Origin of the sequence: Antrihabitans stalactiti (assembly GCF_012932915.1) — a bacterium.
GTDB classification, from domain to species: domain Bacteria; phylum Actinomycetota; class Actinomycetes; order Mycobacteriales; family Mycobacteriaceae; genus Antrihabitans; species Antrihabitans stalactiti.
This window is the reverse complement of the sequence record NZ_VCQU01000003.1, coordinates 104,388-129,014: the sequence shown is the minus strand read 5'-3', so window position 1 is coordinate 129,014 and position 24,627 is coordinate 104,388. Positions and strand designations below refer to the sequence as shown.

Genomic DNA, 24,627 nt, shown 5'->3' with positions numbered 1-24,627 from the left:
CCGCTGCGAAAAGGTTTCGTGGCTCAAGCGATTCGGATAAGGATCTCCGAATGGCCGGCCCGGATCAGGTCGCCGTCGGCAAGCTGCCACTCCTGGCTGACCGGTGAGCTGTTGACTGTCGTGCCGTTCGTCGAGCCCAGGTCGAACAACATCGCGACCTGTCCGTCCCAGCGAATCTCGAAATGGCGACGCGAAACGCCCGTATCCGGGAGGCGGAAGTGTGCCTCCTGCCCGCGGCCGATCACGTTGGAGCCGTCGCGGAGCTGATACGTCCGGCCACTGCCGTCGTCGAGCTGAAGGGTGGCCGAATAGGCCGTGCCCTGCGCGGGGTAATTGGAGTCGTAACCGCCGTACGCAGGCTGCTGGCCGTAACCCTGCTGCGCGTAGCCGGGCTGCCCGTAGTTGGGGTCCTGGTAGCCGGGGTCGGCGTAGCCCTGTTGGCCGTACGCCTGCTGACCGTAAGCCTGCTGGCCGTACCCCGGATCCTGGTAGGCCTGGCCGCCATAGGGCTGCTGGCCGTAGTTGGGATCTTGATAGCCCTGCTGCGGGTAGCCCTGCTGGCCGTAGTTCGGATCGTGGTACGCAGGCTGCTGGCCGTAGGCGCGGTTCTGGTCGTACCCGTTCTGCTGACCGCCGTAGTGCTGCTGGTCGTACCCGTTCTGGTACGGCTGGTCACCGTAAGCCTGCTGGTAGGCGCCGTTCTGGTAGCCAGGCTGTGCGTAACCCGCGTGGGGGTCGTTCGATTCCGCGGGCTCACGGCTGGGGTCGTAGCCTGAGTTCTGCGTCATTGGGCCAGCTCCTGATCGAGGTTGTGCGGATGGACTTGGTGTCGAAGGCATTGCCGTTGCGTCCGGATCCACCCGGCCGCTCGCTCGGAACTGGCCGGTATGCAGCGCCGGCGACGCCTCGAATTGGACATTGATAAGGCCGAACGTCTGCCAACCCTGCTCACGGATGTAGTCCTCCAAGTGGCGGGAGAACGCGCGAACAGTGAGGTCGTGGTCGGCGGCAAGCTTTTCGTGGTCGGAGCTGTTGATTGTGATGACATAGCTGTTCGGCGCGAGGAGGTGGCCGCCCTCCAGCTCCTGGATGTGGTCGAACGCCTCCGCCTTCAGCGCGGCCTCGACCTCGGCGGGCACCACACTGCCGCCGAACACACGGGCAAAGGCGTCGCCAACGGCGCCTTGCAGCTTGCGTTCGAAACGTTGAACAATCTTCATGGCAGCCTCCAATCCGGCGCGTCACACATTGCGGGCAGTTACGCCATGATATCTATCATTGTCCACACCTGTAACAGTCGCGACGTTCATCACGCTGTTCGGGCCGTATCGTTAGTCAGTCGGAAGGCGTGATAATCTTCCTCGGTCGCTCGGGCGAGTGGCGGAATGGCAGACGCGCTGGCTTCAGGTGCCAGTGTCCTTCGGGACGTGGGGGTTCAAGTCCCCCTTCGCCCACAAATAAAGGTCACGAACTCGAACGGGTTCGTGACCTTTTTCTTTCACGACGCAAATTCTCGTTCAGTCCGCGCTGAGGGCAACCCGCCGGGGCCTCCGCTCCGAACTCTTTGTGGACGACTCGCTGGCGTCCACAGGAACATCTACTGTTCGCTGCTTGGGCGGCAGTGAAAGGGGGTACTGAACCGTTATGGAATGTACTGTGCGAACGATGAATGCTCGTTCTCTGGCGCGATTTATGTGTGCTGCAATCGCGGCAGTGGCATTGCCGATGAGTTTGCCGACCCAATCAGCTTCTGCCGCACCGTGTTCCGATATCGAGGTCGTGTTCGCACGCGGGACTGTCGAGCCGGGGGGTCCGCTCGGCATCACCGGAATCGCCTTCACCGAGTCGCTCCGCCTGGCCGCCATCGGGAAGTCGGTCAGCACCTATGCGGTCAACTATCCGGCCAGCGCCAACTTCGCAGACAGGTTGGGCCTCGCGCACGAGGTACTGGATGGCATCAAAGACGCGCAAGCCCGTGTCCAGTTCATTGCTGCCACCTGCCCCGGCACGAAAATCGTGATCGGCGGATATTCGCAGGGCGCTGTGGTGGCTGGTTTCGCGACCATGGCAGGACCGCCGCCGGGAACTCCGCCGGAGTATCTGCAGTATCTGCCGACGCCGATGCCCGCCGAAGTGGCGAGCCACGTCGCCGCAGTTGTGCTGTACGCCAAGCCCTCGGACCGTTTCATGACTGACGCCGGCGCTCCGCCGATCGTGCTCGGACCGCAATACGCGGCGAAGTCCATCAACTTCTGCATTGCCGGCGACAACATTTGCAACGGTGCACCGCTTGCACAGCCGAACGCGCTACACGTGCTGTACGTCGCCAACGGTGATGCGCCCGCTGGTGCCGGCTTCACGATGAGCCACCTCTAACGGAGTCCTTTATCGCTCGTGAGTCTTTTAGGAGTCCCTGGACTCCTAAAAGACTCACAAGCATGGAATGGGCTTCGTCAGTCAAGGCGGTACGTTCGAAGGGGTAACGAGTTGCAGACCCCGGGGGAGGACCGTCGATGGCCGTGCTCGACCGCGCTTCAGGCATTCGAGACTTACTGACATCGTCACAGCACCCTCGACCGTCGGCGTCGCGCCGCGACAACGTCGTCATGATCGCGCTGTCACTGTGGTTCGTGATCGGTCTGTTCCTCGATTCATGGGCGCACGCAAACGTGCCGAAGCTCGAAACCTTCTTCACCCCTTGGCATGCCGTGTTCTACAGCGGGTTCACGGCTACCGCAGCATGGGTGGGCTGGCTGGTGGCGCGCCAGCTTCAACGCGGTCGGCGCGGTGCGGCGGCGGTTCCGCTCGGATATGGGGCGGCGCTCGTCGTCCTGCCGTTGTTCGCCATCTCGGGAGTCGCGGACGGTCTGTGGCATACGTTTCTCGGCATCGAGCAGAACACATCGATCTTCTTCAGCCCCAGTCACCTCGGCCTGCTCACCTCGATGATCCTGATCTTGCTGGCTCCGTTGCGATCTGCGTGGGTGGACCCGCGGTTGTCGGAGCGACCGTCGGTCCGCGAGTTGTGGCCCGCACTCCTCGCACTGGGCTTGGCGACGTCGTTGGTGCTGCTCTTCCTCAACTACGGCAACGCGCTCACCTATCGCGCGGCGAATATCGTCGACTCGTTCTCGACGACCGCGGACCATCAGTCATCCTGGCTCGCAGTCAAATTGGTTGTCACGAACCTTGTTCTGCTCGCGCCGATCCTCGTGGTGGCGCGACGGTGGTGGCTGCCGTTCGGTGCGGTCACCATCGTGGTCGCACCATCGATCGTCGTGTCGGCCGCGTTGACTGGTTTCGAAAACCTCAGCACGCTCGGCTCGGTGCTGATCGCCGGGATCCTCGGCGACCTCGTCGCACGACGCATTCAGCCCGCCGGTGACCGCCGGACCGCATTCTGGGTGTTCGGCGCCGTCTTCGCCTTCCTGACCTGGTCGCTGTACTTTGCGACGGCAAGCGTCGTCGAATGGCGCATCCCCACCATCACCGAAATGTGGACCGGCGCACCGATCGTCGCCGGTTTGGTCGGTTGGCTGTTCGCGGCGTTGCTGCTACCCGACGCGCGGCCTACCAGACCACAACCGGATCGGAACTGACCATCGGATCGGTGGGTGCGCACTTGAACGACTCACCGAACGCCGGGACGTTAGGCACGACGCCGTTGACGCGGTAGCTCGCGATCGAGTGGGGATCGCTGCTGATCTGGGTAGCTGCGGACTCGTCGCGAAGCTTCTCCCGCCACAGCCGCGCGAAGCCGAGGAAGAACCGTTGGTCGCCGGTGTAGCCGGAGATCTCCTTGGCTCGCTCGTCGGGGTCCACATTCTTGTATGCGTCGAATGCGGCGTTGATGCCGCCGAGGTCGGCGAGGTTCTCGCCGAGCGTCAGCTCACCGTTGATGTGCAGGTCCGGCTTGCTCGGCAGCGGCGCGTAGCCGTTGAACTGTTGCACGAGTCGGTCCGTGCGCTTCTCGAATGCCTCGCGGTCTGCCTCGGTCCACCACTCGACCTGGTTGCCTTTGCCGTCGAACTTGCTGCCCTGATCGTCGAACCCGTGCGTGATTTCGTGACCGATGATCGAACCGATGCCGCCGTAGTTGAGCGCGTCGTCGGCGTTCGGATCGAAGAACGGCGCCTGCAGAATGCCGGCGGGGAAGTTGATCGTGTTGTCGTCGCGGCTGTAGAACGCGTTGACCGTCTGTGGCGTCGAGATCCACTCGGTGCGGTCGGTCGGCTTGTTGATCTTGGCGAGGTCGTACTCGTGGGCGAACTGATCAGCCGACTCGAGCATCGCGTAATACGACGACTCATCGAGTTTCAGCCCCGAGTAATCGCGCCACTTGTCGGGGTAACCGATCCTGGGCACGATCAACGACCACTTCTCGATCGCCTTCTGTTTGGTCTCGGCGCTCATCCACTCGACCTTCTCGATGCGCGCCTTCACGGCATCGAGAATGTTGCGCACCAGCTTTTCCGCGCGTTCTTTAGCGGTCGCGTCGAACGCCTTGTCCACGTAGAGGTGGCCGACGGCCTGACCCATTGCACCGTTGATGGCTGAGACGCCGACCTTCCAGCGGGCGGGCTGCTCGGCGGCGCCGGAGAGCTGCTTGTTGAACTCGAACCGGTTGTCCCGGAACGGCTGAGCGAGCCGAGCCGCCGCCCGGTCGACCACCCGAGCGCGCAAGTACGCGCGCCACTGCTCGATCGGGGCAGTGGTGATCAACGTATTCAGCTCGGTGAAGAACGGGGTCTCCGCCATCGAGAACTTTTCGTCCGGCGACACCTTCAACGCGGTGAAGAAGGCTCGCCAGTCGAAGGCGGGCGTGATGGCGTTTGCCTCGTCGACAGTCACCAGCTTGTACTGGTTTTCCGGCTTGCGCGCCTCGGTGGGCGAGAGCGTTGCTGCCGCGAGCTGTGATTCGAATGCGACGGCCTGTGCGGACTGAGCGGCGGCATCGGCATCGTTGACACCGATGAGCTGCAGCGACGTCGTGACGTAGGTGCGGTACGCATCGAGGATGTCCGCGTGCGTCGGGTCGGTGTAGTACTCCTTCGACGGCAATCGCAGGCCATCGGAGTATACGAATCCGATCTGCTTCGAGGCGTCCTTGAAGTCCGAGCCTGCACCCAGCCCGAGCACGATGCCCCCGCCGCGTTCCGCGTCTTCGCGAATGAAGGCAGCGATGTCAGCTGGTGAATTGATGCGGTCGACGCGGGCGAGGTCAGGTTCGAGCGGTTTGGCGCCTGCGGCGTTGATCGCCTGCTCGTCCAAGGCGGCCTGATAGATCTTGCCGATCTTGTAGCGGTCGGAATCGTGGTCCAGCGAGCCGAGATCGGCGACGGCGGACTCCGCAATCTCCTTCTGCGCGTCCAACGTCCGGTCGTACAGCTCGTCGAAAAGGCCGTAGCTGGAGTTGTCCGCGGGGATCTTCGCCGCCTCGATCCACTTGTCGTTGACGAAGCCGTAGAAATCCGTGCACGCGCTGTGCGACGGATCCAGCTCGGCGACATCGAAGGCGCGCTCAGCGTCCTTGGTGTTGGTGCTGCTGCCCGTCGACCCGCAGCCGACCGTTGTGACCACGATTGCTACCGCGACAACGGCCAGCCGTCTGCTCATCATGAAACAAACGATGCCACACCAATGAATCAGGCGGACGGCAACTCTCGCGGCCCTTGACGTTCGTCGAGCTCTCGCGGTCCCTTGCGTTCGGCCAGCTCGGGGTGGCCCTCGCGTTCGGTGAGTCCGCGGGACACGTCCTCCGGTGCCGCGGCGCCGAGGGAATCCGTCGCCCACGGGTTGTAGTCCAGGCCGAGCGGGTCGGCGGCGGTGCGGGAGGCGAACACTCGCGTCGACGCGTAGTGGGGAAGCGCGCTCGCAGCCGGCTCCGGCGGGGCCAGCTGGTCTACCTGCGTGGTCGTCGTGGTGACCTGTGGCTCGGCGACCTGCTCGTCGACGGTCACGGTCCGCTTGCGGGAGAACGAGAATCGGATCTCTTCGAACTCCTCGAACACGCTGCGCGCAGACTTGAGCGGATTGGTGCTCGTGATCTTGGAGACCACCGGCGGCACGAACGGCTTGACCGCTCCGGTGACAGCGCGGGCCAAGTCGGGCAGCGGGTTGAGCTTCGGCAGGCCGATCGACGGAGCCTTCGGCGGCTCAGGCTTGCGAGGTTCGACCCGCGCAGGCGGCACGACCGCAGGCAGGTTGTTCACTTCACGGCCGGGTACGTAGTCGAGCGGTGCGTCGAACGCGACCGGCAGGTACTGCTGCTCGGGCTCGGCTTCGATTTCGGCCTCGTGCGCCTTGGCTGCGGCGGGGAGGGCAGCCATCGGCATGTCCAGTGCGGTCGGCAGTTGCTGGCGAGGCGTGTAACCGACAGAAGCAGGCTCTTCATATGCGGCGGCGACGCGGCGACGCTGCTGTTCGCGCTCGATCGCGGTCTCGGCCTCGGCGGCGAAGCGCGCGGACGTGAGCTTTTGCTCGGCCCATACGCGTTCTGCTTCGGCCCGGACCTCCGCGCGCTTGAGCGCGATGGCGGTCTCGGCGTCCAGCTCCGCGCGTTCCCGCGCGGCATGCGCGGCAGCGCGGTGATCGACAGTGGTCTCGCCACGCCACAGCTTGAGCAGAAGGGGCAGCAACATCAAGACGGCGAAGAATGCGATCGAGAGCAGACGCAGCAACAGCGCACCGAAGTTGGCGACCGTGTAATCGTGCATCGCTGTCCAACGAGCGCCGAGACCGCGGTCGACGACGGCTGCTTCGTTCTTGGCGCTTTCCGCGACCGCGATCTTGTCGTCGATGGCCTTGCCTTGATCGGCGAGGTTCGTCTTCGCCTGCTCGAGCTCACGCTTTGCGTCGTCGGACAGTTCACGGGCGGTACGGGTCTGCGGTCCGACGCCTGGGTCACCGGTGATTCCGGGAGGGCAGCCCGGCGTGGGGTTGTATTCGCAGTTGGCGCGGGTTTCGGCGGCGTTCGCGTGATCGCGTGCGGTACGGACGGCGTTCTCGAGGCTGGACTTGTCACCGCGAAGCTGCTCGAGCGTCTGATTGGCAGCTACGACTGCGGGCGCGCTTGCTGCGCGCTGTGCGGACTGCTGGTCGAGTTCGCGGTCGATCGCGCCGTTGAAAATGCCGATCGAGGCGAGCTCACCGAGGACGAGACCGATGAACAGAGCGAGGAGTCCGCGACCGAGCAGGCCGCCGAACTTCGTCTGGCGACCGCTCGCAAGAGCGCGTTGGAGAGCCGCGACCAGTAGGCCGATCGGCAGCGTGAACAGCGCAACTACCGCGGTCGGTAACGTTGTGGAGGATGCGACGGCGACGGTAGCGACCAGCCAGGCAAGCAAGCCACCCAACACGACGACCAGACCCGCGACCTCGTACGCGCCCCGTTCCGGGGTGTTGCTGGCCTTGCTCGCGTGGGCACCACCCAGCCACGCCAGGGTGCTGCCGATAATGGCGACCCGGGGCTCGGCTTCGGCTTGATGTCTGCTCATGGAAGGCTCCGAATTCTGTTTCACGGTTTCTCAAGGGTGACAGGTACGGGTGTCACACCAGAAGTTCTGGCGAGTTCTTGTGAAAAGCTTCACAACTTCGCTGGTGGGCTTGACCGCGCTATCCAGCTCTCGAGCAGCCGCAATGCCGCTCGGATGATGAGTCGATTAGACAGTGTAATAGAAGGGTGATCACGATGCGTTTCTTGCGTTTCGCCGTCCTGACCGTTGCTCTGGCCCTGTCACTGCCCCCGATGAGGGCTGCTGCGGATCCGGCACCACTCGATACCCTCGTCGACCTCACCCTGGAACGGCTCGCAACCGCCGACTCGGTTGCGGCCGCAAAGTGGGGGACCCCGTCGCCGATCGACGATCCCGAGCGTGAGGCTCAGGTCTACCTGGCGATGACAGAACTCGGCTCCACCAAAGGACTGCCTGCCGAATGGGTCCGGTCCGTGTTCACTGGCCAGATCGAGGCGAACAAGACGGTCCAGCGTGGTTTGCACACGTGGTGGCGCTTCGACCCCGCCGCAGCGCCGAGCGCGCGACCCGATCTCGGTGCGGTCCGGCCGGTCATCGACCGGGTGAACGTAGCAATCGTCGATCAGATCGCGCTCCACGCAGACACGCTGACCGGTCCCGACTGCGCCAGTTCGTTGTCGCGCAGCGTGTTCAATGCGGTCGCGCGGGTCGACGCCTTACATCAGGCGGCGTTGGTCCGGGCGGCCGTCTCCTTGTGCCGTTAGCCCTGGTACTGCGGGACGTCGATAGTCATCGGCTGGGCACCGAAGCTGGCTGCATTGCTGGTGATGGTGACGTCCCAGATCCCGATGCCAGGTCCGACGACGTCTTTCGAGGTTCCGACCGCTCCCGGACCGTTCAGCGTTCGTTTGTAATCGACGGTCAGTCCGTCACTTTGGCGCTTGAAATGGAACGTCAACTCGACCGAGCACGGACCGACGCCGTACAGCATTCCGGTGAGGCCCAGCACCGCTGAACTCGGATAGTGCCCCACACCTGCATCGATGATGCCGGCGCAGAGGCCGGGGTTCGCCAGGGTGTAGATGGTCGTCTTCGTGTTTCCGTCCGCCGCAGAGGCCGTCCCGGCCGAGACGAGTAGTGCAGCGGCGGCAGCGGTGCAGGCGAATCCAGTGGCAGCAATCGATAGGCGCATGTCCCGACGATGCCTGGTCCGTCGCCGCGAGGGGTGGCTTCGCGACCGACGTGACTGGGTCGTTACGGAGCGGCTACCGAAAATCAGGCCTAACGAGGTGGCAGCTGTTCAGAACGCGGTGTTATCTTATGCTTACCTAACTAACGCAGGGGAGAACGTTGTGACGAGGCAAGCTCGGGGCTGGCAGGGTGCCGTGATGAAGGTTTTGGGCGCACCGGATTTCGAACTGACCGTCACGGGCAGGCAAGAGGTCACCCCGCACTATGTGCGCTTGAACTTCGACGCGGGCGGACTGCTCGTCGACCGCACTCCGCATCCGACCATGTGGATCCGGCTGTGGTTCGAAAACGGGAGCAAGGTGATGCAGCAGCGCGCCTACACGATCCTCAACCCCGACCGCGAGAACGACTCGTTCGACCTCGAGTTCGCGATCCACGACGGACCTGCGCCGAACTGGGCGCGGGAAGTCGAGATCGGCGGAAAGATCACCGCGACGATCATGGGATCGAAGTTCGCATTCCCCGAGGCTGATCCGGAGGGCTATCTGATCGTCGGCGACAGCGCTTCGCTACCCGCGATCAACACCTTGCTCGGCGCGATCAACGGCGCGCCCGCGAAGGTCTGGCTCGAGTGGCAGCACGAAGATGACCGCACGTTGCCTGTCGCGGCGACCGCGAACACCGAGGTCACGTGGGTGCCGTGGGAGAAGGGCGGCAACGCGCTGGTGGCTGCGGTCGAAGGGGCCGCGTTCGATGCGAGCGGCTATTTCGGGTGGGTGGGCTCGGAAATGAAGACGACTCGCGCCACGGTCGGTGTGCTGAAAACCAAGTACAAGCTGGACAAGAAGTCGATCAAATCGCAGGCGTACTGGATGCACGGCCGTAACCCGTTCTGACCGCTCCTTTGGTTAGGCTAGGCTTACACAACCTTTTGAGAGTACGGAGTTGGTCGGTGGAAACGCTTCTCGTCGTCGGAGCTGGTCCGAAAGCCCTGGCCGTCGCGGCGAAAGCAGCCGCGATGCGTGCGGTCGGACTGCCCGCACCACGAGTGATCGTGGTCGAAGCGCAGGCTGTCGGCGGCAACTGGTTGGCCAGCGGCGGCTGGACCGACGGCAATCACCGGCTCGGCACCAGTCCGGAAAAGGATGTCGGCTTCCCGTATCGGTCGAACGTGGCCCGCACGCACAACCACGAGATCAACGCGAAGATGATCGCCTACAGCTGGTCGTCCTTCCTGATCGAGCACGGAACGTACTCGGAGTGGATCGATCGCGGTCGGCCGAGTCCGCAGCACCACTTCTGGGCCAGGTATCTGCAGTGGGTCGCCCAGAAGGTGCAGCTCGACCTTGTTATAGGTACTGTCCGCACAATTTCGCCGACGACGAGCGGCTGGGAATCGACCGTCGAGCTGCCTGGCGGAACGTCGACGATCATCGAATCCGACGGCGTGCTGATCACCGGCCCAGGGTTCAGCGGCAAGGCGATCGGCAAACATCCGCGCATCCTGTCCATTGCGGAGTTCTGGGATCTGGCGGGTCGTCGGAAGATCCCGCTGTCCTCGCGCGCGGCGGTGATCGGCGGCGGCGAAACCGCCGGGTCGGCATTGGACGAATTGTCGCGCCACGACGCAATGGCGATCTCGGTCATCTCACCGATGGCGACCTTGTATACCCGCGGCGAGAGCTTCTTCGAGAACACCCTCTTCAGCGACCCCTCGAAATGGGCGACGTTGAGCAAAGACGAACGACGCGACGTCATCAGGCGGACCGACCGCGGAGTCTTCTCGGTCCGCGTGCAGGAATCACTTCTCGGTGACGCTCGCGTCCACCATCTACAAGGTCGAGTCGTCGGCGTCGAAGAACGCGGTGACCTGATCGAGTTGACACTGCACAACGAATCGCGATCCGAGCAGACCCACGCATTCGATCTGGTCATCGACGCAACCGGCGGTCAGCCGCTGTGGTTTCTCGACCTCTTCGACCCGGCTGCAGTGGACATGCTCGAACTCGCCGTCGGGTGGCCGATCACCCAAGAGCGCATCGAATCCGCCATCGGCTACGACCTTGCGATCGAAGGATTGTCGCCCAAGCTGTATCTGCCGAATCTCGCAGGCGTCGCCCAGGGTCCGGGCTTCCCCAACTTGAGTTGCCTCGGCGCACTGTCGGACCGCATTCTGCGCCCGGTGCCTGCCGGACGAGGGGCCAAGGACTATGCGCAGAATGCGCAAGTCGAGGAGCTTCGAATTCGTTGACCGTCAGGAAACGCCGGCTCGTCGGTGTGGCTGTGCTGGCTGCGCTCCTCGTCCTGGTCGCCATTGCGAGTATCGGGGTCGGCGCATTGTCGATTTCGATCGGCGAAGTGTGGCACGGCGTGTTCACCCCGTCGGGCACTCCGTCCGATGAATTGGTCCAGACGCTGCGCATTCCCCGGACCGTCGTAGCGCTCATCGTCGGCGTCGCGCTCGGCGTCGCGGGTGCTCTGATCCAGGGCCACACGCGCAACCCGCTCGCCGACACCGGACTACTCGGACTCAACGCAGGCGCGGCATTCCTCGTGGTGATCGCCATCTATGCCTTCGGCCTGACAATCCCCAGCCAGTACGTGTGGTTCGCACTGGCAGGGTCGCTGATCGCCGGAGCGGTGGTGTTCGGGATCGCATCGGTCGGGTCGGCCGCGGCGACGCCGATGACGCTAGCGCTGGCCGGGGCGGCGGTCACGCTGTGCCTGCAAGCGATGACGAGCGCGGTTGTCGTGTCGGATATCCGCACGCTCGACAGCTATCGATTCTGGGTGATCGGCTCGGTCGCCGGACGCGGACTGGATATTTTCTGGCAGGTGCTGCCGTTCATCGTGGTCGGACTGATCCTTGCCGCTGCGAATACGCCCGCACTGAATGTGCTCAATCTTGGGGAGGACGTCGCACGCGGACTGGGCACGAACGTCGCACTCAACCGATCCGTCGGCCTGCTAGCCGTGACCTTGTTGGCAGGCGGCGCGACTGCCGCCGCAGGTCCAGTGGCCTTCGTCGGCTTGGTGGTTCCGCATGTCGCGCGCGCGATCACGGGACCCGACTATCGCTGGTTGGTGCCGTACGCCGGGCTGCTGGGTGGCCTGTTCCTCCTGACCGCGGACGTCGTCGGCCGAATCGTCGTTCGCCCCGCCGAACTCGACGTCGGCATCGTGCTCGCGCTCGCCGGTGCTCCGTTCTTCATCGCCCTCGTGCGAAAACGACGACTGGTCGCCTTGTGAAACGTACCGCGCTTCGCTTCGCCGGGGCATCCGTCGTCTTTCGGCCGTTCGCGGTCGCCGTTGTGCTCAGTCTGGTCGCGGTCCTATTGGTCCTGATCTGCATCGACGTCGCGCGTGGTGACTTCGACCTTTCGCTGTCGAAGGTCGTCGATGTGTTCGGCGGCGGCGGGAAACGCGCCGAGCGGTTCATCGTGCTCGACGTCAGGCTGCCGCGCGTGATCATCGGGGTCCTCGTCGGCGCCGCGCTCGGGATGGCGGGCGCGCTCACGCAGTCGACCGTGCGCAATCCGCTCGCTTCGCCGGACCTGCTTGGAATCACCGCGGGAGCGAGTTTCTGCGCGGTCCTGGTCATCGTGTTCGGTGAAACCACCGCGGCCGGTGGCGCGTTGTTGCCTCTCGGCGTCACCGGTGCTGCGCTGCTCGGCGGCCTGGTGACTGCGTTGGTGATCTACCTTCTCGCGTGGCGTCGTGGCTTCGAAGGATTCCGGCTGATCCTCATCGGCATCGGCGTGAACGCAATGCTCATCGCCGCGATCGGCTGGATGCTGATCTACGCGAAGATCGAGGACGCGGCCCGGACTCAGATCTGGTTGAACGGCTCGCTCAACTCGACGGACTGGTCGCAGGTGTGGCCACTGCTGGCCGGCTTCGTCGTCGCAGCGGGCTTTGCCCTGGTCTCGGTGCCGTCGATCGCCGCCCTTCGCCTCGGCGACGACAAAGCTCGATCGCTCGGCGTCGGACTGCAACGGCGACAGGGCCTGGTGCTCCTTGCGGCTGTGCTGCTCGCCTCGTTCGCGACCGCCGTTGTCGGGCCGGTCGGGTTCGTCGCCCTCGCGGCGCCGCAGATCGCGAAACGCATTCAGCGGTGTCCGGGTGAACCGCTGATCGCCTCGGCGGTCATCGGCGCGATTCTGCTCATCGCCGCCGATATCGTTGCCCGCACCTTGCTCCCGGTGGCATTGCCGGTCGGCATCATCACCTCAGCGCTCGGCGGAATCTTCTTGCTCTATCTGCTCGTCCGCGCCAACAGGAGAGTGACGGTATGACGGAATCGCGATTGGTCGCGGCTGGTGTCACGCTCGGATACGGCCCTGCCATCGTCATCGACGATCTCGATCTGGAGATCGAGACGGGCGTCGTGACGACTGTCATCGGACCCAACGGCTGCGGAAAGTCGACGCTGCTGCGCGCTCTCGCCCGATTGCTCACGCCCAAGGCCGGACACGTCCTGCTCGACGGAAAAGCGATCTCGAAGATGCGGTCGCGCGATGTCGCCCGCATCTTGGGTGTGCTGCCACAGGCCCCGATCGCGCCCGAGGGTCTGACGGTCGTCGACCTGGTCGCCAGGGGACGGCATCCGCATCAGTCGTGGGTTCGCCAGTGGTCGTCCGACGACGAATCGTTGGTTGCGGAAGCGCTCGAGCTGACCGGTATCAGCGACCTCGCCGATCGGTCGATCGACGAACTGTCCGGCGGGCAGCGCCAACGCGCCTGGATCTCCATGGCACTTGCCCAAGGTACGGACCTGTTGCTGCTCGACGAGCCGACGACCTACCTCGACTTGGCGCACGCGGTCGAGGTGCTCGATCTCGTCGACCGGCTGCACGCCGATCTGGGCCGCACGGTCGTGATGGTGCTGCACGACCTGAACCTGGCGATCCGTTACAGCGACCGACTCGTGGTGATGTCGGAAGGCCGCGTCATCGCGTCCGGAGCGCCCGCTGACGTGATCTCGGCCGACCTCCTTCGTGATGTGTTTCGGCTCGAAGCCACCGTGATCAACGACCCGGTCTCGGATCGGCCACTCATCGTTCCGATCGGGACTCGGCATGTATTCGGAACCGTGGGCGGCCCTGAGTAGGCGCTACGGTCCAGGCTTCGACCACACCAACGATGCTCGGACAGAAAGCATCTGAGCGGCAATGAAATTCGGGGGCGCGTCGATGGCTGGGGGTGCCGACTCGGCAACGACTGCGGTCGCGAGGCCTGCGAGGGCGGCGTCGAGTTCGGCGGCTTCTGCGGGATCGACCACCGAACGCATGGCGTCCTGATGGTCGGGCTGTTCGACGGACCAGCAGGTTGCAAGCATGCGATACGCCAACCGTTCGGTGGCAACCACCGCCGGCCACAGGCGCTCGGCCGCGCTGCGTTGACCAGGGGACCCGCCAACGGAGGCGCTGTAGGTCGGCAGCAACGCCATGGCTGAGGTGTGTAGGTCACGTCGGGCGGCCCTGGCAGCGGGCGTGGTCAGCTCGGTTCGAGCCAGAAACCGGACGGTAGTTCCAACGCCGGCGAGCGTCTGGGCGATCGCGTCCGGTAGGCGCCTGGAATCCATATGACGTGTCGTCACGGCGAAAACGACGAGCGCAGACGCACAACCGACCAAGGTGTCCAGGCCACGAGCCAGCAGCACGTGCATGACGTCGATGTCCTGACCGGCGAATGCCAGCATCATTGCTACCGGCGTGACGAAAACGACGGCGAGTGCGTAGTTGCGAACGGTGGTCATCTGCACGGCGAACTTCAGTAGCGCGGCGATCACAGCGAGCCAGAGTCCCTGCGGATGAGCTGCGAGGATCACACCGGAGATCAGGAGGCCGGCCCACGTGCCCAGTAACCGTTCGAAGCTCTTCTGGACCGTTCGCAGCCAGTCGAGATCGCCGTGCAGCATCAGGACTGCCGCGCTGATTGCCCAATACACGTGGTCGATTCCGAATGCGGACGCGACTGCGCCGGCAAGCAGAGCCGCAACTCCGACTCGGCCTGCGACGAGCACGCTCCTCGACCCGGGCTTGGCGGCCGCTCGCAGCAAAGCGAACGGGCCCGGCCGACCGATCGGGGTCGCGGTCGTGTCGATCGGTACCTCTATACCGGCCGATTCGATTCGGGACGGATCCGCTGCAAGCACAGCGAGTTGGCGTGCTCGATTCGCTAGGTCAGCTGCGGCAGCCTCGTTACCTGCAGAAACGTTCAGCGCCTCGGCGAAAACCAAGTGTTGCTCGCGATTGAGTGCGCGCAACCGAAGCAACGTTGTGTCGCTCTTCGCCGGGGCATGCTGGCGGGCTACGAGCATCGACCATGATTCGAGCAGTGCCTGCGCCGCCCGCTGCTGAGTAGCCTCTTCGGCGGCCGTGCCAATCGCCTCGACGAACTCGGCGACCGCCATTCCGGCAGCGGTCACGGCAGCCTTCTCCGGACCGCGCGGCTGGAACAGTGCACCGACCATATGAAAAACCCAGGCCATTGCGCCGCCCGCGAACACCAGAACGCCGACCCGGACCGGGCTCACGTCCGCTCCGGCCATCGCGGCGCCCGACGCGCAGACCAGCACGAACAGGTATGCACCGGGAGGCTCGACGCTCAGTGCATTACAGACGAACGTCGCCACGACGGCGATCGCCGAAACGGTGAGAACCGCCACCCAGACCACCGACGACGCCCAGACGCCAAGTGCCACCGCCACGGCGATGCACACGGCAATCACCGCGAGGTGAATCGCCCGATTGAGGTAGGGGCGCCGACTGCCGTACGACGCCGTGAACACGCCGATCGCGGCAAGCAGCCCGGCCTGGATATCGCCTGCGGCCCACCCGATGAAGATGGTTGTCAGCGCGCATAGTCCAACACGCAGCGCAATCGGCCAACGGCGGTGTGCTTCGCGAATGATGAATGCGCCACGAAACGGGCTCGATCCCGAGGGCGGCGCAGGAGGGATCGAGCTCCCCGGTAGGACACCATCGGCCATGGCTGGTCCTCGCGTCTAAGGCACGAAATGCCGCTATTGCGTCCGACAAAGATTAGCGTCGGCCGCGGACGTTCCGTACCCAAACGCGGGCGCGGAACCTACTCCGCCGCAGCTCGACGGTAACCACGCACCGCGAACCAGCCGAACACCCCGACCAGCGCGAAGGTCCACGCAAGGGTCTGCAGCATCGGCGCTGCAATTGCACCGCCATCGGCGAGGCCGCGCATCGTCGAGATTGCCGGACTCATCGGCTGTGCGGATACCACCGGCTGCAGCCAGCCGGGGTAATGGTTGGTCGGCGCGAAACCGCTGTTGAAAAAGAGGAGCAGCAGGCACACGATCGAGATCGAATCCAGCACCGCACGACCGGTTCCGCGCGCCGCGATTGCCAACACCAGCACTGCGAATCCAATGGTGAACAGGGCCGGCACGAGGATGAATCCGACAAAGCCGAGGGCACCGTGCTCGAACCGCAGGCCCAATGCCATCCCGACAAGAGTGAGGACGACGGTCCCGGCGAAGACTCGGCAGACTTCGGCGATCAATCGGGCGCCGATGCCTGAGGCGCGATGCACCGGCAACGCCCAGAATCGGGACAGGATGCCGGAATCGCGTTCTTCGATGAGTGCCAGTCCGGTAGACAATGCGCCGAACATTGCTCCGCAGAGTGCGACAAGGGCCGTCTGCCCGTAGATGCTGTCCTGTCCTGCGGACGCGGTGAGCGTGCGACCGAGAACGAGGTCGAAGACCAGCAGCAAGAACGCCGGGAAGATGATCGATTGGATCAGGATCAGCGGCTCTCGCGACCAACGCATCAGCAGCCGTTGGGCCTGAATTGCACTCGAGCGGACGAGCACCTTCGCCGAAGTCTCGATCTGCACTGACTCGGTCGTCGTCACGTCAACGCTCCCGGTGTTCGATACGGATGGCGATCAGCGCAAAGCCGATGCCCAGCGCAGCGATCCAGGCCAGGGACGCGGCAATTGCCGAGCCGCTCGGGTCGCCTGCTGCGAGTCCCCGCAGCGCGTCGGCGATGACCGACACCGGCTGATTCCGCACGATCGGGCGAATCCACTCGGGAAATCCTTCGGCGGGAACGATTCCTGTCGACAGCATTGTCAAGAGGAGCTGGGGAACGAGCAGCACGATGCCCGCCGCCTCTCGGCTGCGGCTCAGCGAACCGAGCGCGTCGGCGCCGAAACTGATCGCGAGTGCAAACAGCACGGCCAAGCCTGCGAACGCTACGACGTGGGTGACGCCGCCATGGATGCGAAAGCCGAAAATCAGGCCGACCACGACGGCGCCGATCAAGGACAGCGCCGCCCTTGCCGTGTTCGCCGTCGCCCGTGCGCACATTCCGACCAACCTGCCGACGGGCAGCGATCGTAGCCGCGCACCCATCCCGCCGTGCGTGTCGTGGGCGGCACGGTCCGCGGCGGACATCGCCGTGAACAGCATCGCCTGCAGCACGATCACCGGAATCAAATATTGCGCGTAGCTGCCGCCGTTTCCGTCCAGCGAGTGGCGAAGCGGGACGTAGAAGCAGATGAAGAAGACCAGCGGCCCGACGAGTGCGAATGCGAGCTCGCCTTCCCGTGCGCCTTGCAGCACCGAGCGCGCGCTCAGTGCGGACCACTGTGTGGCCCAGCTGCCGGAATCCTGAGTTGTGGGTATCGCCGTCGTCGTCATGACTTTGACGTCGCCGCGTGCTGCCCGGTCAGTGCCAGGAAGACGTCGTCGAGGGTCGGCCGGCGTAATGCGACGTCTGCCAGCGGGATTCCGTGCTGATCGAGCCTGGAGATGACCTCACCGAGTGTCGCGACGCCGGAGGTGGCGGGCATCGAGAATCGGTCGGCGTTCGGTACGAGATCGGCGGGCGCGAGGTCGGCGAGCAATGCGTGTGCTTGCGCGGTTTGCGCGGGGTCCGCGGTGACGACCTCGCAATAGGTGTCGCCGACTCGCTTCTTCAGCTCGGCTGCCGTGCCTTCCGCGACGACGACGCCGCGATCGATGACGACAATCCGATCGCTCAGTGCATCGGCTTCTTCCAGGTACTGCGTGGTCAGCACGATCGTGACCCCTTCATTCCGGAGACCGTCGACGAGCGACCACACCTGTTGGCGGCTACGTGGGTCCAGGCCGGTGGTGGGCTCGTCGAGGAACACCACCTCGGGACGGGTGACGAGGCCGCACGCGATGTCGATGCGTCGGCGCATGCCACCGGAGTACTCGCCGATGCGGCGGTCGCCGTCGTCTGAAAGGTCGAACTGCTCGAGCAATTCGGTAGCCCGGGCCTGAGCCTGTCGCCGTGATAGTCCGAGCAGGCGGGCGAAGAGCAACAGGCTTTCGCGTCCGGTCAGCAGTTCGTCGAGGGCGGCGTACTGACCGGTGAGCATGATCGAACGCCGCACTGCTGCGGGATCTTTCGTCACATCGTGGCCGGCAACGACCGCGCGGCCGGAATCCGGTGACCGCAGCGTGGCGAGAATGTTCACGGTCGTGGTTTTGCCCGCCCCGTTTGGTCCGAGCAGTCCGAGGACGCTGCCTTTCGCGACCTCGAAGCTCACGCTGTCCAATGCGCGATGGTCGCCGATGGTCTTCGAAACGTTGTCGAGCAGGACTGCGGGAGTAACTGTGCTGGTCAAGGTCGGTCCTGTCCTGTGGCTGATGCATTGGTTCGGCGCACGACGTACTTCGCGATGCTGCCGAGCTTTTCGCAGGTCTCTTCGAATTCGCGGTCCGGAACCGATTGCGCGATGATCCCGGCCCCGGAGCGCAACCACGCCTGACCGTCCTCTTGATAGATCGCGCGCAGCACCAATGCGGCGTCGAGGCTGTGGCCTGTTGTGAGTGCGACGACGGCGCCCGAGTACAGACCGCGCGCCGGACCGTCGAGGCGGAAGATGGCGTCGATGCTCGGCTCTTTCGGGATGCCCGACGCTGTCACCGAGGGGAACAACGCGTCGAACGCATCCCAATGGCTACGGCAGGGGGAGAGCTGGCCGCGCACCGTCGACGCGAGATGTTGAACGCTGCCGCGCTCGACGACCTCCATGAAATCGGACACGACCGCGGTGCCGGGTTCGGTGACGGTCTGGATTTCCGCGAGCGAAGTCCGCACGGAGACGGCGTGTTCCACGATCTCCTTCGGGTCCGATTCGAGGTCGGTCCGTGCTGCGAGGTCGAGCTCGGATCCACGCCCGAAGGCGCGCGTACCGGCAAGTGGTTCGCTGGTGACGCACCCCGCCGAATCGACCGAAGCCACGATCTCCGGGCTGAATCCGGCGACCTCCACCCCACCGAGCCGTAGCAGAAACGACCGCGATGGGTTGTTGTGTGGACGGGCCAAACGGTAGGTCGCGGCCATGTCGACCTCGAAGTCGATGTCGACGCGACGGGAAATGATGACCTTCTGGTAGAGGTCCTGCTCGATCTCGGCTACTGCGCTGGCCACGCGCTCGCGGTAGGCGGTGGGGTCGGTCCGGATGTCGATGGTGCCGGTCGCAGGGACGCGCGGCGGCTCGGTAGCCAGCAGGTCGAATACGCTGCGCTGTTCCGTGGCGTCGCCGCCGACGATGGTGAAGCCGCCGTCGGTGAATCGCACTTCGATGCGCGGGACGATCAGGTGGGCAAGCGGCTGAGTGTGGCCGAGGCGAGCGGCAGCGCCGTGGCTGTAGGCGCAGAACTCGAACCCGATCCAGCCGTACGCATTCGTATCCTCGGTCGGCAGAGTCGCGAACGCCTCGTCGAGAACAGCGGCGGGCGATCCGGACCATTCCTTGCGCCACGATTCGCCGTTCCACATAGTGCGGATTTCGTTGGTGTCGAGCTGGATCCGACCGATCACTCCCGCCGCAAACACGCAGTCGTCGGGGCGCTCGTAGACGACGTACTCGGAGAACAGTCCGGAGGATGCGAGCTTCGTCACCGCCTCGAGCGAGTCGACCGTCGAGTCGACACGCAGCTGTTGATCAGCGATCGTCATCCGTCCTCCAGTATGGATAGGCTTACCTCAGTTTTGATTCGCGAAAACATCGCGTCTCGGCTACCGTCAGGGCATCTTATTAGGTAAGGCTACACATAGAAGGAGCCTGGCTTCCATGCTCGACGGATTCGAACCCTGGCCGGATGAGTTCGCACAGAAGTACCGGGAACTCGGCTATTGGAACGGCGAACCGCTCGATGCGGCTATGCGCCGGTATGGCCTGACCTTCGCCAATGCAACGGCGGTTATCGACCGTTTCGGCGAGTGGACCTACGCCGATCTCGATCACGAGATCGATCACTATGCGGCCGGACTGAGCAGTTTCGGCATCAAGGATCGCGATCGCGTCATTGTCCAGCTGCCGAACCGGGTCGAGTTCGTCGTCGTGATGTTCGCTCTCCTGCGCATCGGGGCCATCCCAGTCTTTGCGCTCCCCGCCCATCGCACGACCGAAATCGTGCACTTCGCGGAATGCACCGACGCCGTCGCGTACGTGATCCCCGATGTTGCCGACGAATTCGACTACCGGGATTTGGCGCGGACCGTCCGCAACCAGACCGACAAGCTCGCGAACGTTCTCGTGCTCGGAGATCCAGCGGAGTTCACCTCGCTCGAGTCACTTCGCCAGGAGCCGACCTCGCACGCGCCGACCGATCCCGGCGACGTCGCCGTGCTTCTGATGTCCGGCGGAACCACCGGCTTACCGAAGTTCGTGGCACGCACTCATGACGACTGGTCCTACAGCGGTCGCGCGACTGCCGAATCCAGTTCTTACGACACGACCACACGGCACATGGTTTGCCTGCCGCTCGGGCACAACTGGACCCTCACCCATGGCTTGATGGCGACCTTTCACGCTGGAGGCACGCTCGTGCTCGGCGAAAGTCCGGACCCGGGAACGGCATTCAAGCTGGTCGAGAAACACGGGGTCACCGATACGGGCCTGGTGCCCGGTATCGCGCTCGCATGGGTCGAAATGGCGCCGTACGCGACCGAGGATCTGTCGAGCCTGCGTCGCGTCGTGATCGGCGGCACCAAACTCGCCGCCGAACTCGCCCGCCGCGTGGAGCCCGCCCTCGGCTGTCAGTTGCACCAAGCGTTCGGAATGGCCGAAGGACTGTGTGGCTTCCAGTCCGGCGACGACGATCTCGAGACGCGGATCAACGCGCAGGGTCGCCCGGTGTCGCCCGCCGACGAAATTCGGGTGGTCTCCGAAGCGGGTGACGAGGTCGCGCGCGGCGAGGTCGGGCAGCTGCTCACGCGCGGTCCGTACACGGTGCGCGGCTACTACCGCGGCGGCCAGCACAACGTGAACTCGTTCACGACGGACGGCTTCTACCGGACCGGCGACCTGATCCGGCACCTGCCGAACGGGCAGGTCGTCTTCGAAGGCCGGGTGAAAGACCAGATCAACCGCGGCGGCGAGAAGATCGCTGCCGAAGAAGTCGAGAACTTGCTGCTTGCCCACCCAGCGGTCCTCGAGGTCGCGCTGGTGGGGATCGCCGACGAGGTGCTCGGCGAGTGCAGCTGCGCGTACGTCGTAGCCCGTGACGACGCGCCGCGGCAGGCCGAACTGGCCCGATTTCTCAACGAGCAAGGCGTCGCGGCATTCAAGATTCCCGACCTGGTCCGGGTGATCGACGCGCTACCGCGAACGGCGATCGGCAAGGTCGACAAGAAGACGCTGCGGTCGAGCGCACCCGAGAAGGCGACAGCATGACCACAGGTTTTCCCGATGTTCGCCCGGCTCCCGAGGATCGGTACGAGCCGTTCCCGATTACCGACACTCAGCTCGCATACGTGTTGGGCCGAGAAGATTCGTACGAGTACGGCGGCGTTGCGGCACACGGCTATTACGAATACGAGGGTGCAATCGACTCCGCGCGATTCACCGCGGTGTGGAATCGGCTGATCGAGCGCCACGACGCGCTGCGGTTGGTCGTGGACGTCGACCTTCGCCAACAACGCATCGTGCCGACGGTGCCGACGTTCGAACCCACCGAACACGACCTGCGGGGGCTCTCGGTCGGTGAACGGGACGCGAAGCTGGCCGAGCTGCGCACGACGTACTCGCACGTGGTGATCGATCCAGGGACCTGGCCGCTGTGGCACGTTGCGATCAGCCGGATCGACGACCAGGTCAGTCGAATCCACATCGGCTTCGACGGACTGTGTTTCGACTACTTGAGCTGGCGATTGTTGTTGGCCGAACTCACCGCGCTGTACGCGGATCCGGCCGCGGAACTTCCAGCGATCGAACTGTCGTTCCGCGACTACGTGCTCGCGACCGAGGAATTGGGTTCGTCGGAGCTGTACCTGCGGTCGGAGCGTTACTGGACGAAGCGCCTGGCGTCGTTTCCTTCGGCGCCCGTGCTCCCAGCAGGTTCGGGCAACGGCGAAGGCAGGGCAAACACACGTTTCACCAGGCGAGAAGCAGGGTTGGAGCCGCGGCGCTGGCAGGAGCTGACCACGCGCGCGCGCAGCCTGGGGCTGACCCCGTCGGCATTCATGATGGCGGCATTCGGCGAGGTCCTGGCGGCGTGGTCGGGGGAGACCCGGTTCGCGCTGAACATCCCCGGTATGAATCGACTGCCACTGCACCCGGAGGTCGAGAAGGTCATCGGCGAGTTCGCCTCGGTCTCGGTCCTCGAGATCGACCACGACCCAGCAGCGACGTTCATCGAGCGGGCCGAACGAATACAAGACACCCTCTGGGACGACCTCGAGTACAGCCATTACAGCGGTCTGCGGTTCATGCGCGAATTGACGCGGCGCGACGGCAACTCGAACCGCGCCCGCATGCCTATCGTGCTGACCAGCACGTTGGGCTGGTCGGACGGCGAGCGGACGCCGCTCGACGGCCGCGTGACCGAAATCTTTTCGCTCTCGCAAACACCCCAGGTCAGCCTGGATGTGCAGATTCACGAAGCCGACGGCGAGCTCTACTACAACTGGGACACTGTCGATTCGGCGTTCGCACCCGGACTGATCGACGACATGTTCACCGCGTTTCGCGAACTGCTCGAACGGCTCGCCGATTCGGCCGAGCTGTGGGACCAGACCGACATCGGGGTCGTTCCGCTGAGCGAGGCACGCCTCGACGGTCGGCACCTGGACCGCGGTACGGACCTGGTGCCCGACCTGTTCGTGGCACGCGCGACGAGCCGGCCCAATCACCCGGCGCTGATCGACGGACCGACGACCATCACCTATGGCCAACTCCTCGACCAGGTGAATCGAATCGGCAATGCCCTCGCCTTGCAGGATGATCGGCCGATCGTCGCGGTGCTGGTCGGGAAGGGCTGGCAGCAGTTCGCCGCGGTCTACGCGGTGCTGACCTCCGGCGGTGCGTATCTGCCGATCGATGTGAGCTTGCCTGCGGATCGGGTCCGCAGCATTCTCGAACGCTCTGGCGCCGCTGCGGCACTGACGGAGTCGACACTTCGGCCGGACCTCCGTGACGCGGTCGCGCAATCCGTCAGCGTTCTAGTCGACGTCGACGGTCCTGCCGTCGCCGACGCTGCGACCGAACGGACCCACCTTGCTTCGGCAGCGTCGGACCTGGCATACGTCTTGTTCACGTCCGGCTCCACGGGCGTCCCCAAGGGCGTCATGGTCGAGCACGGCGGCCTCGTCAACTGCGTCCTCGACACCGTCGAGACGTTCGACGTCAGCACGGCCGACGCGTCGATCGCCGTCTCGGCACTCCACCACGACATGTCCGGCTTCGACGTTTTCGTCGCATTGACCGCTGGATCGACCGTCGTGATTCCCGACGCCGACCGGCATCGCGATCCGGAACACTGGTCCGACCTCGTCGCCGACCATCGCGTCACGCTGTGGTGCTCGGTCCCCGCGATGCTCGACATGCTGGGATCGGCCGCGACCACACAGTTGCCGAGCCTGCGCCTGGCATTGACCGGCGGCGACTGGGTCCCACCACAGCTGCTCGGCAAGCTCCGGGAGCGCGCGGCCAATGTCGGGTTGATCAGCATCGGCGGACCGACCGAGACGACGTTGTGGAACATCTGGCGCCGGGTCGACGTCGTCGACCCGGCCTGGCGGTCCGTGCCGTACGGCGTGCCGATCGCGAATACCAGTTACCTCCTGCTGGATTCGGGACTGCGGCCGGTCCCCGCGGGTGTCGTCGGCGAAATGTACTGCGCCGGACCCGGGGTGGCGCGCGGTTACCTCGGCGATCCCGAACGAACCGCCGCATCGTTCCCACTCCACCCCGCGACCGGGGAGCGACTGTTTCGCACCGGCGACTACGGGCGCCGAATGGCGGGCGGTGAGATCGAATTCGTTGGCCGCCGGGACCGCCAGGTCAAGATCGGTGGCCACCGCGTCGAGCTGGGGGACGTCGAAAGCGCGCTCGCCTCGTTGCCGGCGGTGGAGACCGCAGTCGTCACCCCGGTCGTCGCCGGTGACGGGCACAGCTGCCGTGCGCTGGTCGCCCACGTGGTCGGCGATTCGGATGCCGGGACCATCGGTGGTGCGCTGCTCGAACTCCTCCCGCTGCACATGGTTCCCGCGACGTTCCGTTTCGTCGACGCGCTGCCGCTGACCGCCAACAACAAGGTCGACTACCGAGCGCTGACCGCGATCGGGGCGGGGGCTCCCGTGTCGGTTACGCGCCGCGAGCCGTCGACCGCGTTGGAAAAGGTGGTCGCCGCGGTCTGGCAGGAGATCTTGAACGTGCCCGACGTCGCCGTCGACGACAACTTCTACGCGCTCGGCGGCGACTCGGTCATCGCGATCACGGTGACCAAGGAACTGCGCGAGGTACTGGTGGACCCCGGCATCGACCTGCGCATGCTGCTCGACTCGCTGACCGTCGAGCGACTCGCGAAGAACCTCTTGGCGGCCGAGCCGATGCCAGGGCGCCTGAACGAAGTCGCGGGAATCTACCTCGAGATTCTCGCGCTGAGCGACGCCGAGATCGCCACCGAGCTGCGCGAGCAGCACTGACCGGATGTCGA

18 protein-coding genes, 1 tRNA gene and 1 pseudogene are annotated in these 24,627 nt (G+C 64.8%); 11 read left to right on the top strand and 9 right to left on the bottom strand.

Annotated elements, in window-relative coordinates:
* Nucleotides 1–23 precede the first annotated feature (23 nt).
* A complete protein-coding gene (locus FGL95_RS09670) occupies nucleotides 24–1,220 on the bottom strand; it encodes a DUF3662 and FHA domain-containing protein (protein WP_169586040.1) in 1,197 nt (398 codons plus the stop codon).
* Nucleotides 1,221–1,371: 151 nt separating this feature from the next.
* Between FGL95_RS09670 and FGL95_RS09665 the strand changes: the two genes are divergently transcribed.
* The 3 genes from FGL95_RS09665 (at nucleotide 1,372) to FGL95_RS09655 (ending at nucleotide 3,599) form a co-directional block, all read left to right on the top strand.
* Nucleotides 1,372–1,454, top strand: a tRNA-Leu gene (locus FGL95_RS09665).
* Nucleotides 1,455–1,665: 211 nt separating this feature from the next.
* Nucleotides 1,666–2,376 (top strand): cutinase family protein, encoded by a 711-nt coding sequence (locus FGL95_RS09660; RefSeq protein WP_240962906.1) that lies wholly within the window; start codon nucleotides 1,666–1,668, stop codon nucleotides 2,374–2,376.
* A 137-nt stretch (nucleotides 2,377–2,513) separates the two neighbouring features.
* Nucleotides 2,514–3,599 carry a hypothetical protein gene (locus tag FGL95_RS09655; RefSeq protein WP_169586038.1) on the top strand — a complete coding sequence of 362 codons (1,086 nt, stop codon included), beginning with the start codon at nucleotides 2,514–2,516 and terminating at the stop codon, nucleotides 3,597–3,599.
* Here FGL95_RS09655 and FGL95_RS09650 read toward each other — a convergent pair.
* Complete coding sequence (locus tag FGL95_RS09650; RefSeq protein WP_169586037.1) at nucleotides 3,571–5,619, bottom strand: M13 family metallopeptidase; 2,049 nt, start codon at nucleotides 5,617–5,619, stop codon at nucleotides 3,571–3,573. The genes FGL95_RS09655 and FGL95_RS09650 overlap by 29 nt on opposite strands.
* 26 nt (nucleotides 5,620–5,645) lie before the next feature.
* Entirely contained in the window at nucleotides 5,646–7,496 is a 1,851-nt protein-coding gene (locus FGL95_RS09645) for a DUF4407 domain-containing protein (protein ID WP_169586036.1), read from the bottom strand.
* Between the two features lie 194 nt (nucleotides 7,497–7,690).
* On the opposite strand from FGL95_RS09645, the gene FGL95_RS09640 reads away from it, so the two are divergent.
* Nucleotides 7,691–8,239: a chorismate mutase gene (locus FGL95_RS09640; protein WP_169586035.1), complete on the top strand. Its 549-nt coding sequence runs from the start codon at nucleotides 7,691–7,693 to the stop codon at nucleotides 8,237–8,239.
* On the opposite strand, the gene FGL95_RS09635 is transcribed toward FGL95_RS09640, so the two are convergent.
* Entirely contained in the window at nucleotides 8,236–8,667 is a 432-nt protein-coding gene (locus tag FGL95_RS09635) for a hypothetical protein (RefSeq protein WP_169586034.1), read from the bottom strand. The genes FGL95_RS09640 and FGL95_RS09635 overlap by 4 nt on opposite strands.
* Nucleotides 8,668–8,863: 196 nt before the next feature.
* On the opposite strand from FGL95_RS09635, the gene FGL95_RS09630 reads away from it, so the two are divergent.
* The 5 genes and pseudogenes from FGL95_RS09630 (at nucleotide 8,864) to FGL95_RS09610 (ending at nucleotide 13,776) form a co-directional block, all read left to right on the top strand.
* Nucleotides 8,864–9,562 (top strand): siderophore-interacting protein, encoded by a 699-nt coding sequence (locus FGL95_RS09630; protein WP_169587005.1) that lies wholly within the window; start codon nucleotides 8,864–8,866, stop codon nucleotides 9,560–9,562.
* 56 nt (nucleotides 9,563–9,618) lie between these two features.
* The gene (locus tag FGL95_RS09625; RefSeq protein WP_169586031.1) at nucleotides 9,619–10,917 is read left to right on the top strand and encodes a SidA/IucD/PvdA family monooxygenase; all 1,299 of its coding nucleotides are present in this window, start codon (nucleotides 9,619–9,621) and stop codon (nucleotides 10,915–10,917) included.
* Between the two features lie 2 nt (nucleotides 10,918–10,919).
* Nucleotides 10,920–11,915 (top strand): annotated as a pseudogene (locus tag FGL95_RS09620) (FecCD family ABC transporter permease); the annotation flags it as partial.
* Complete coding sequence (locus FGL95_RS09615; RefSeq protein ID WP_169586029.1) at nucleotides 11,912–12,961, top strand: iron chelate uptake ABC transporter family permease subunit; 1,050 nt, start codon at nucleotides 11,912–11,914, stop codon at nucleotides 12,959–12,961. The pseudogene FGL95_RS09620 and the gene FGL95_RS09615, both read left to right, overlap by 4 nt.
* Nucleotides 12,958–13,776 carry an ABC transporter ATP-binding protein gene (locus tag FGL95_RS09610; protein ID WP_169586028.1) on the top strand — a complete coding sequence of 273 codons (819 nt, stop codon included), beginning with the start codon at nucleotides 12,958–12,960 and terminating at the stop codon, nucleotides 13,774–13,776. Before FGL95_RS09615 ends, FGL95_RS09610 begins: the two co-directional genes overlap by 4 nt.
* Nucleotides 13,777–13,779: 3 nt before the next feature.
* Here FGL95_RS09610 and FGL95_RS09605 read toward each other — a convergent pair whose 3' ends face one another.
* The 5 genes from FGL95_RS09605 to FGL95_RS09585 all read right to left on the bottom strand — a co-directional run bounded on the left by FGL95_RS09605 (nucleotide 13,780) and on the right by FGL95_RS09585 (nucleotide 19,645).
* A complete protein-coding gene (locus FGL95_RS09605; RefSeq protein WP_169586027.1) occupies nucleotides 13,780–15,660 on the bottom strand; it encodes an FUSC family protein in 1,881 nt (626 codons plus the stop codon).
* 98 nt (nucleotides 15,661–15,758) lie between these two features.
* Nucleotides 15,759–16,559, bottom strand: a complete 801-nt coding sequence (locus tag FGL95_RS09600; RefSeq protein WP_338079795.1) for an ABC transporter permease — start codon at nucleotides 16,557–16,559, stop codon at nucleotides 15,759–15,761.
* 1 nt (nucleotide 16,560) lies between these two features.
* Nucleotides 16,561–17,349, bottom strand: coding sequence for an ABC transporter permease (locus FGL95_RS09595; RefSeq protein ID WP_169586026.1), 789 nt, complete (start codon nucleotides 17,347–17,349; stop codon nucleotides 16,561–16,563).
* A complete protein-coding gene (locus FGL95_RS09590; protein ID WP_169586025.1) occupies nucleotides 17,346–18,305 on the bottom strand; it encodes an ATP-binding cassette domain-containing protein in 960 nt (319 codons plus the stop codon). The genes FGL95_RS09595 and FGL95_RS09590 overlap by 4 nt, the downstream gene beginning before the upstream one ends.
* Nucleotides 18,302–19,645, bottom strand: a complete 1,344-nt coding sequence (locus FGL95_RS09585; RefSeq protein ID WP_169586024.1) for a salicylate synthase — start codon at nucleotides 19,643–19,645, stop codon at nucleotides 18,302–18,304. Before FGL95_RS09585 ends, FGL95_RS09590 begins: the two co-directional genes overlap by 4 nt.
* Nucleotides 19,646–19,760: 115 nt before the next feature.
* Here FGL95_RS09585 and FGL95_RS09580 point away from each other — a divergent pair, with 115 nt between their 5' ends.
* Together FGL95_RS09580 and FGL95_RS09575 are read left to right on the top strand one after the other, a co-directional pair.
* Nucleotides 19,761–21,365, top strand: a complete 1,605-nt coding sequence (locus tag FGL95_RS09580; protein WP_169586021.1) for a (2,3-dihydroxybenzoyl)adenylate synthase — start codon at nucleotides 19,761–19,763, stop codon at nucleotides 21,363–21,365.
* On the top strand, nucleotides 21,362–24,616 hold the full coding sequence (locus tag FGL95_RS09575; RefSeq protein ID WP_169586020.1) for a non-ribosomal peptide synthetase: 3,255 nt from the start codon (nucleotides 21,362–21,364) through the stop codon (nucleotides 24,614–24,616). The genes FGL95_RS09580 and FGL95_RS09575 overlap by 4 nt, the downstream gene beginning before the upstream one ends.
* Nucleotides 24,617–24,627 lie beyond the last annotated feature (11 nt).

Excerpts from the sequence above, each read along its gene's own strand:
- FGL95_RS09670 (WP_169586040.1), bottom strand. The coding sequence starts at position 1,220 with ATGAAGATTGTTCAACGTTTCGAACGCAAGCTGCAAGGCGCCGTTGGC.
- FGL95_RS09575 (WP_169586020.1), top strand. The coding sequence starts at position 21,362 with ATGACCACAGGTTTTCCCGATGTTCGCCCGGCTCCCGAGGATCGGTAC.
- FGL95_RS09650 (WP_169586037.1), bottom strand. The coding sequence starts at position 5,619 with ATGATGAGCAGACGGCTGGCCGTTGTCGCGGTAGCAATCGTGGTCACA.
- FGL95_RS09635 (WP_169586034.1), bottom strand. The coding sequence starts at position 8,667 with ATGCGCCTATCGATTGCTGCCACTGGATTCGCCTGCACCGCTGCCGCC.
- FGL95_RS09645 (WP_169586036.1), bottom strand. The coding sequence starts at position 7,496 with ATGAGCAGACATCAAGCCGAAGCCGAGCCCCGGGTCGCCATTATCGGC.
- FGL95_RS09595 (WP_169586026.1), bottom strand. The coding sequence starts at position 17,349 with ATGACGACGACGGCGATACCCACAACTCAGGATTCCGGCAGCTGGGCC.
- FGL95_RS09585 (WP_169586024.1), bottom strand. The coding sequence starts at position 19,645 with ATGACGATCGCTGATCAACAGCTGCGTGTCGACTCGACGGTCGACTCG.
- FGL95_RS09605 (WP_169586027.1), bottom strand. The coding sequence starts at position 15,660 with ATGGCCGATGGTGTCCTACCGGGGAGCTCGATCCCTCCTGCGCCGCCC.
- FGL95_RS09610 (WP_169586028.1), top strand. The coding sequence starts at position 12,958 with ATGACGGAATCGCGATTGGTCGCGGCTGGTGTCACGCTCGGATACGGC.
- FGL95_RS09630 (WP_169587005.1), top strand. The coding sequence starts at position 8,864 with ATGAAGGTTTTGGGCGCACCGGATTTCGAACTGACCGTCACGGGCAGG.
- FGL95_RS09660 (WP_240962906.1), top strand. The coding sequence starts at position 1,666 with ATGAATGCTCGTTCTCTGGCGCGATTTATGTGTGCTGCAATCGCGGCA.
- FGL95_RS09655 (WP_169586038.1), top strand. The coding sequence starts at position 2,514 with ATGGCCGTGCTCGACCGCGCTTCAGGCATTCGAGACTTACTGACATCG.
- FGL95_RS09640 (WP_169586035.1), top strand. The coding sequence starts at position 7,691 with ATGCGTTTCTTGCGTTTCGCCGTCCTGACCGTTGCTCTGGCCCTGTCA.
- FGL95_RS09580 (WP_169586021.1), top strand. The coding sequence starts at position 19,761 with ATGCTCGACGGATTCGAACCCTGGCCGGATGAGTTCGCACAGAAGTAC.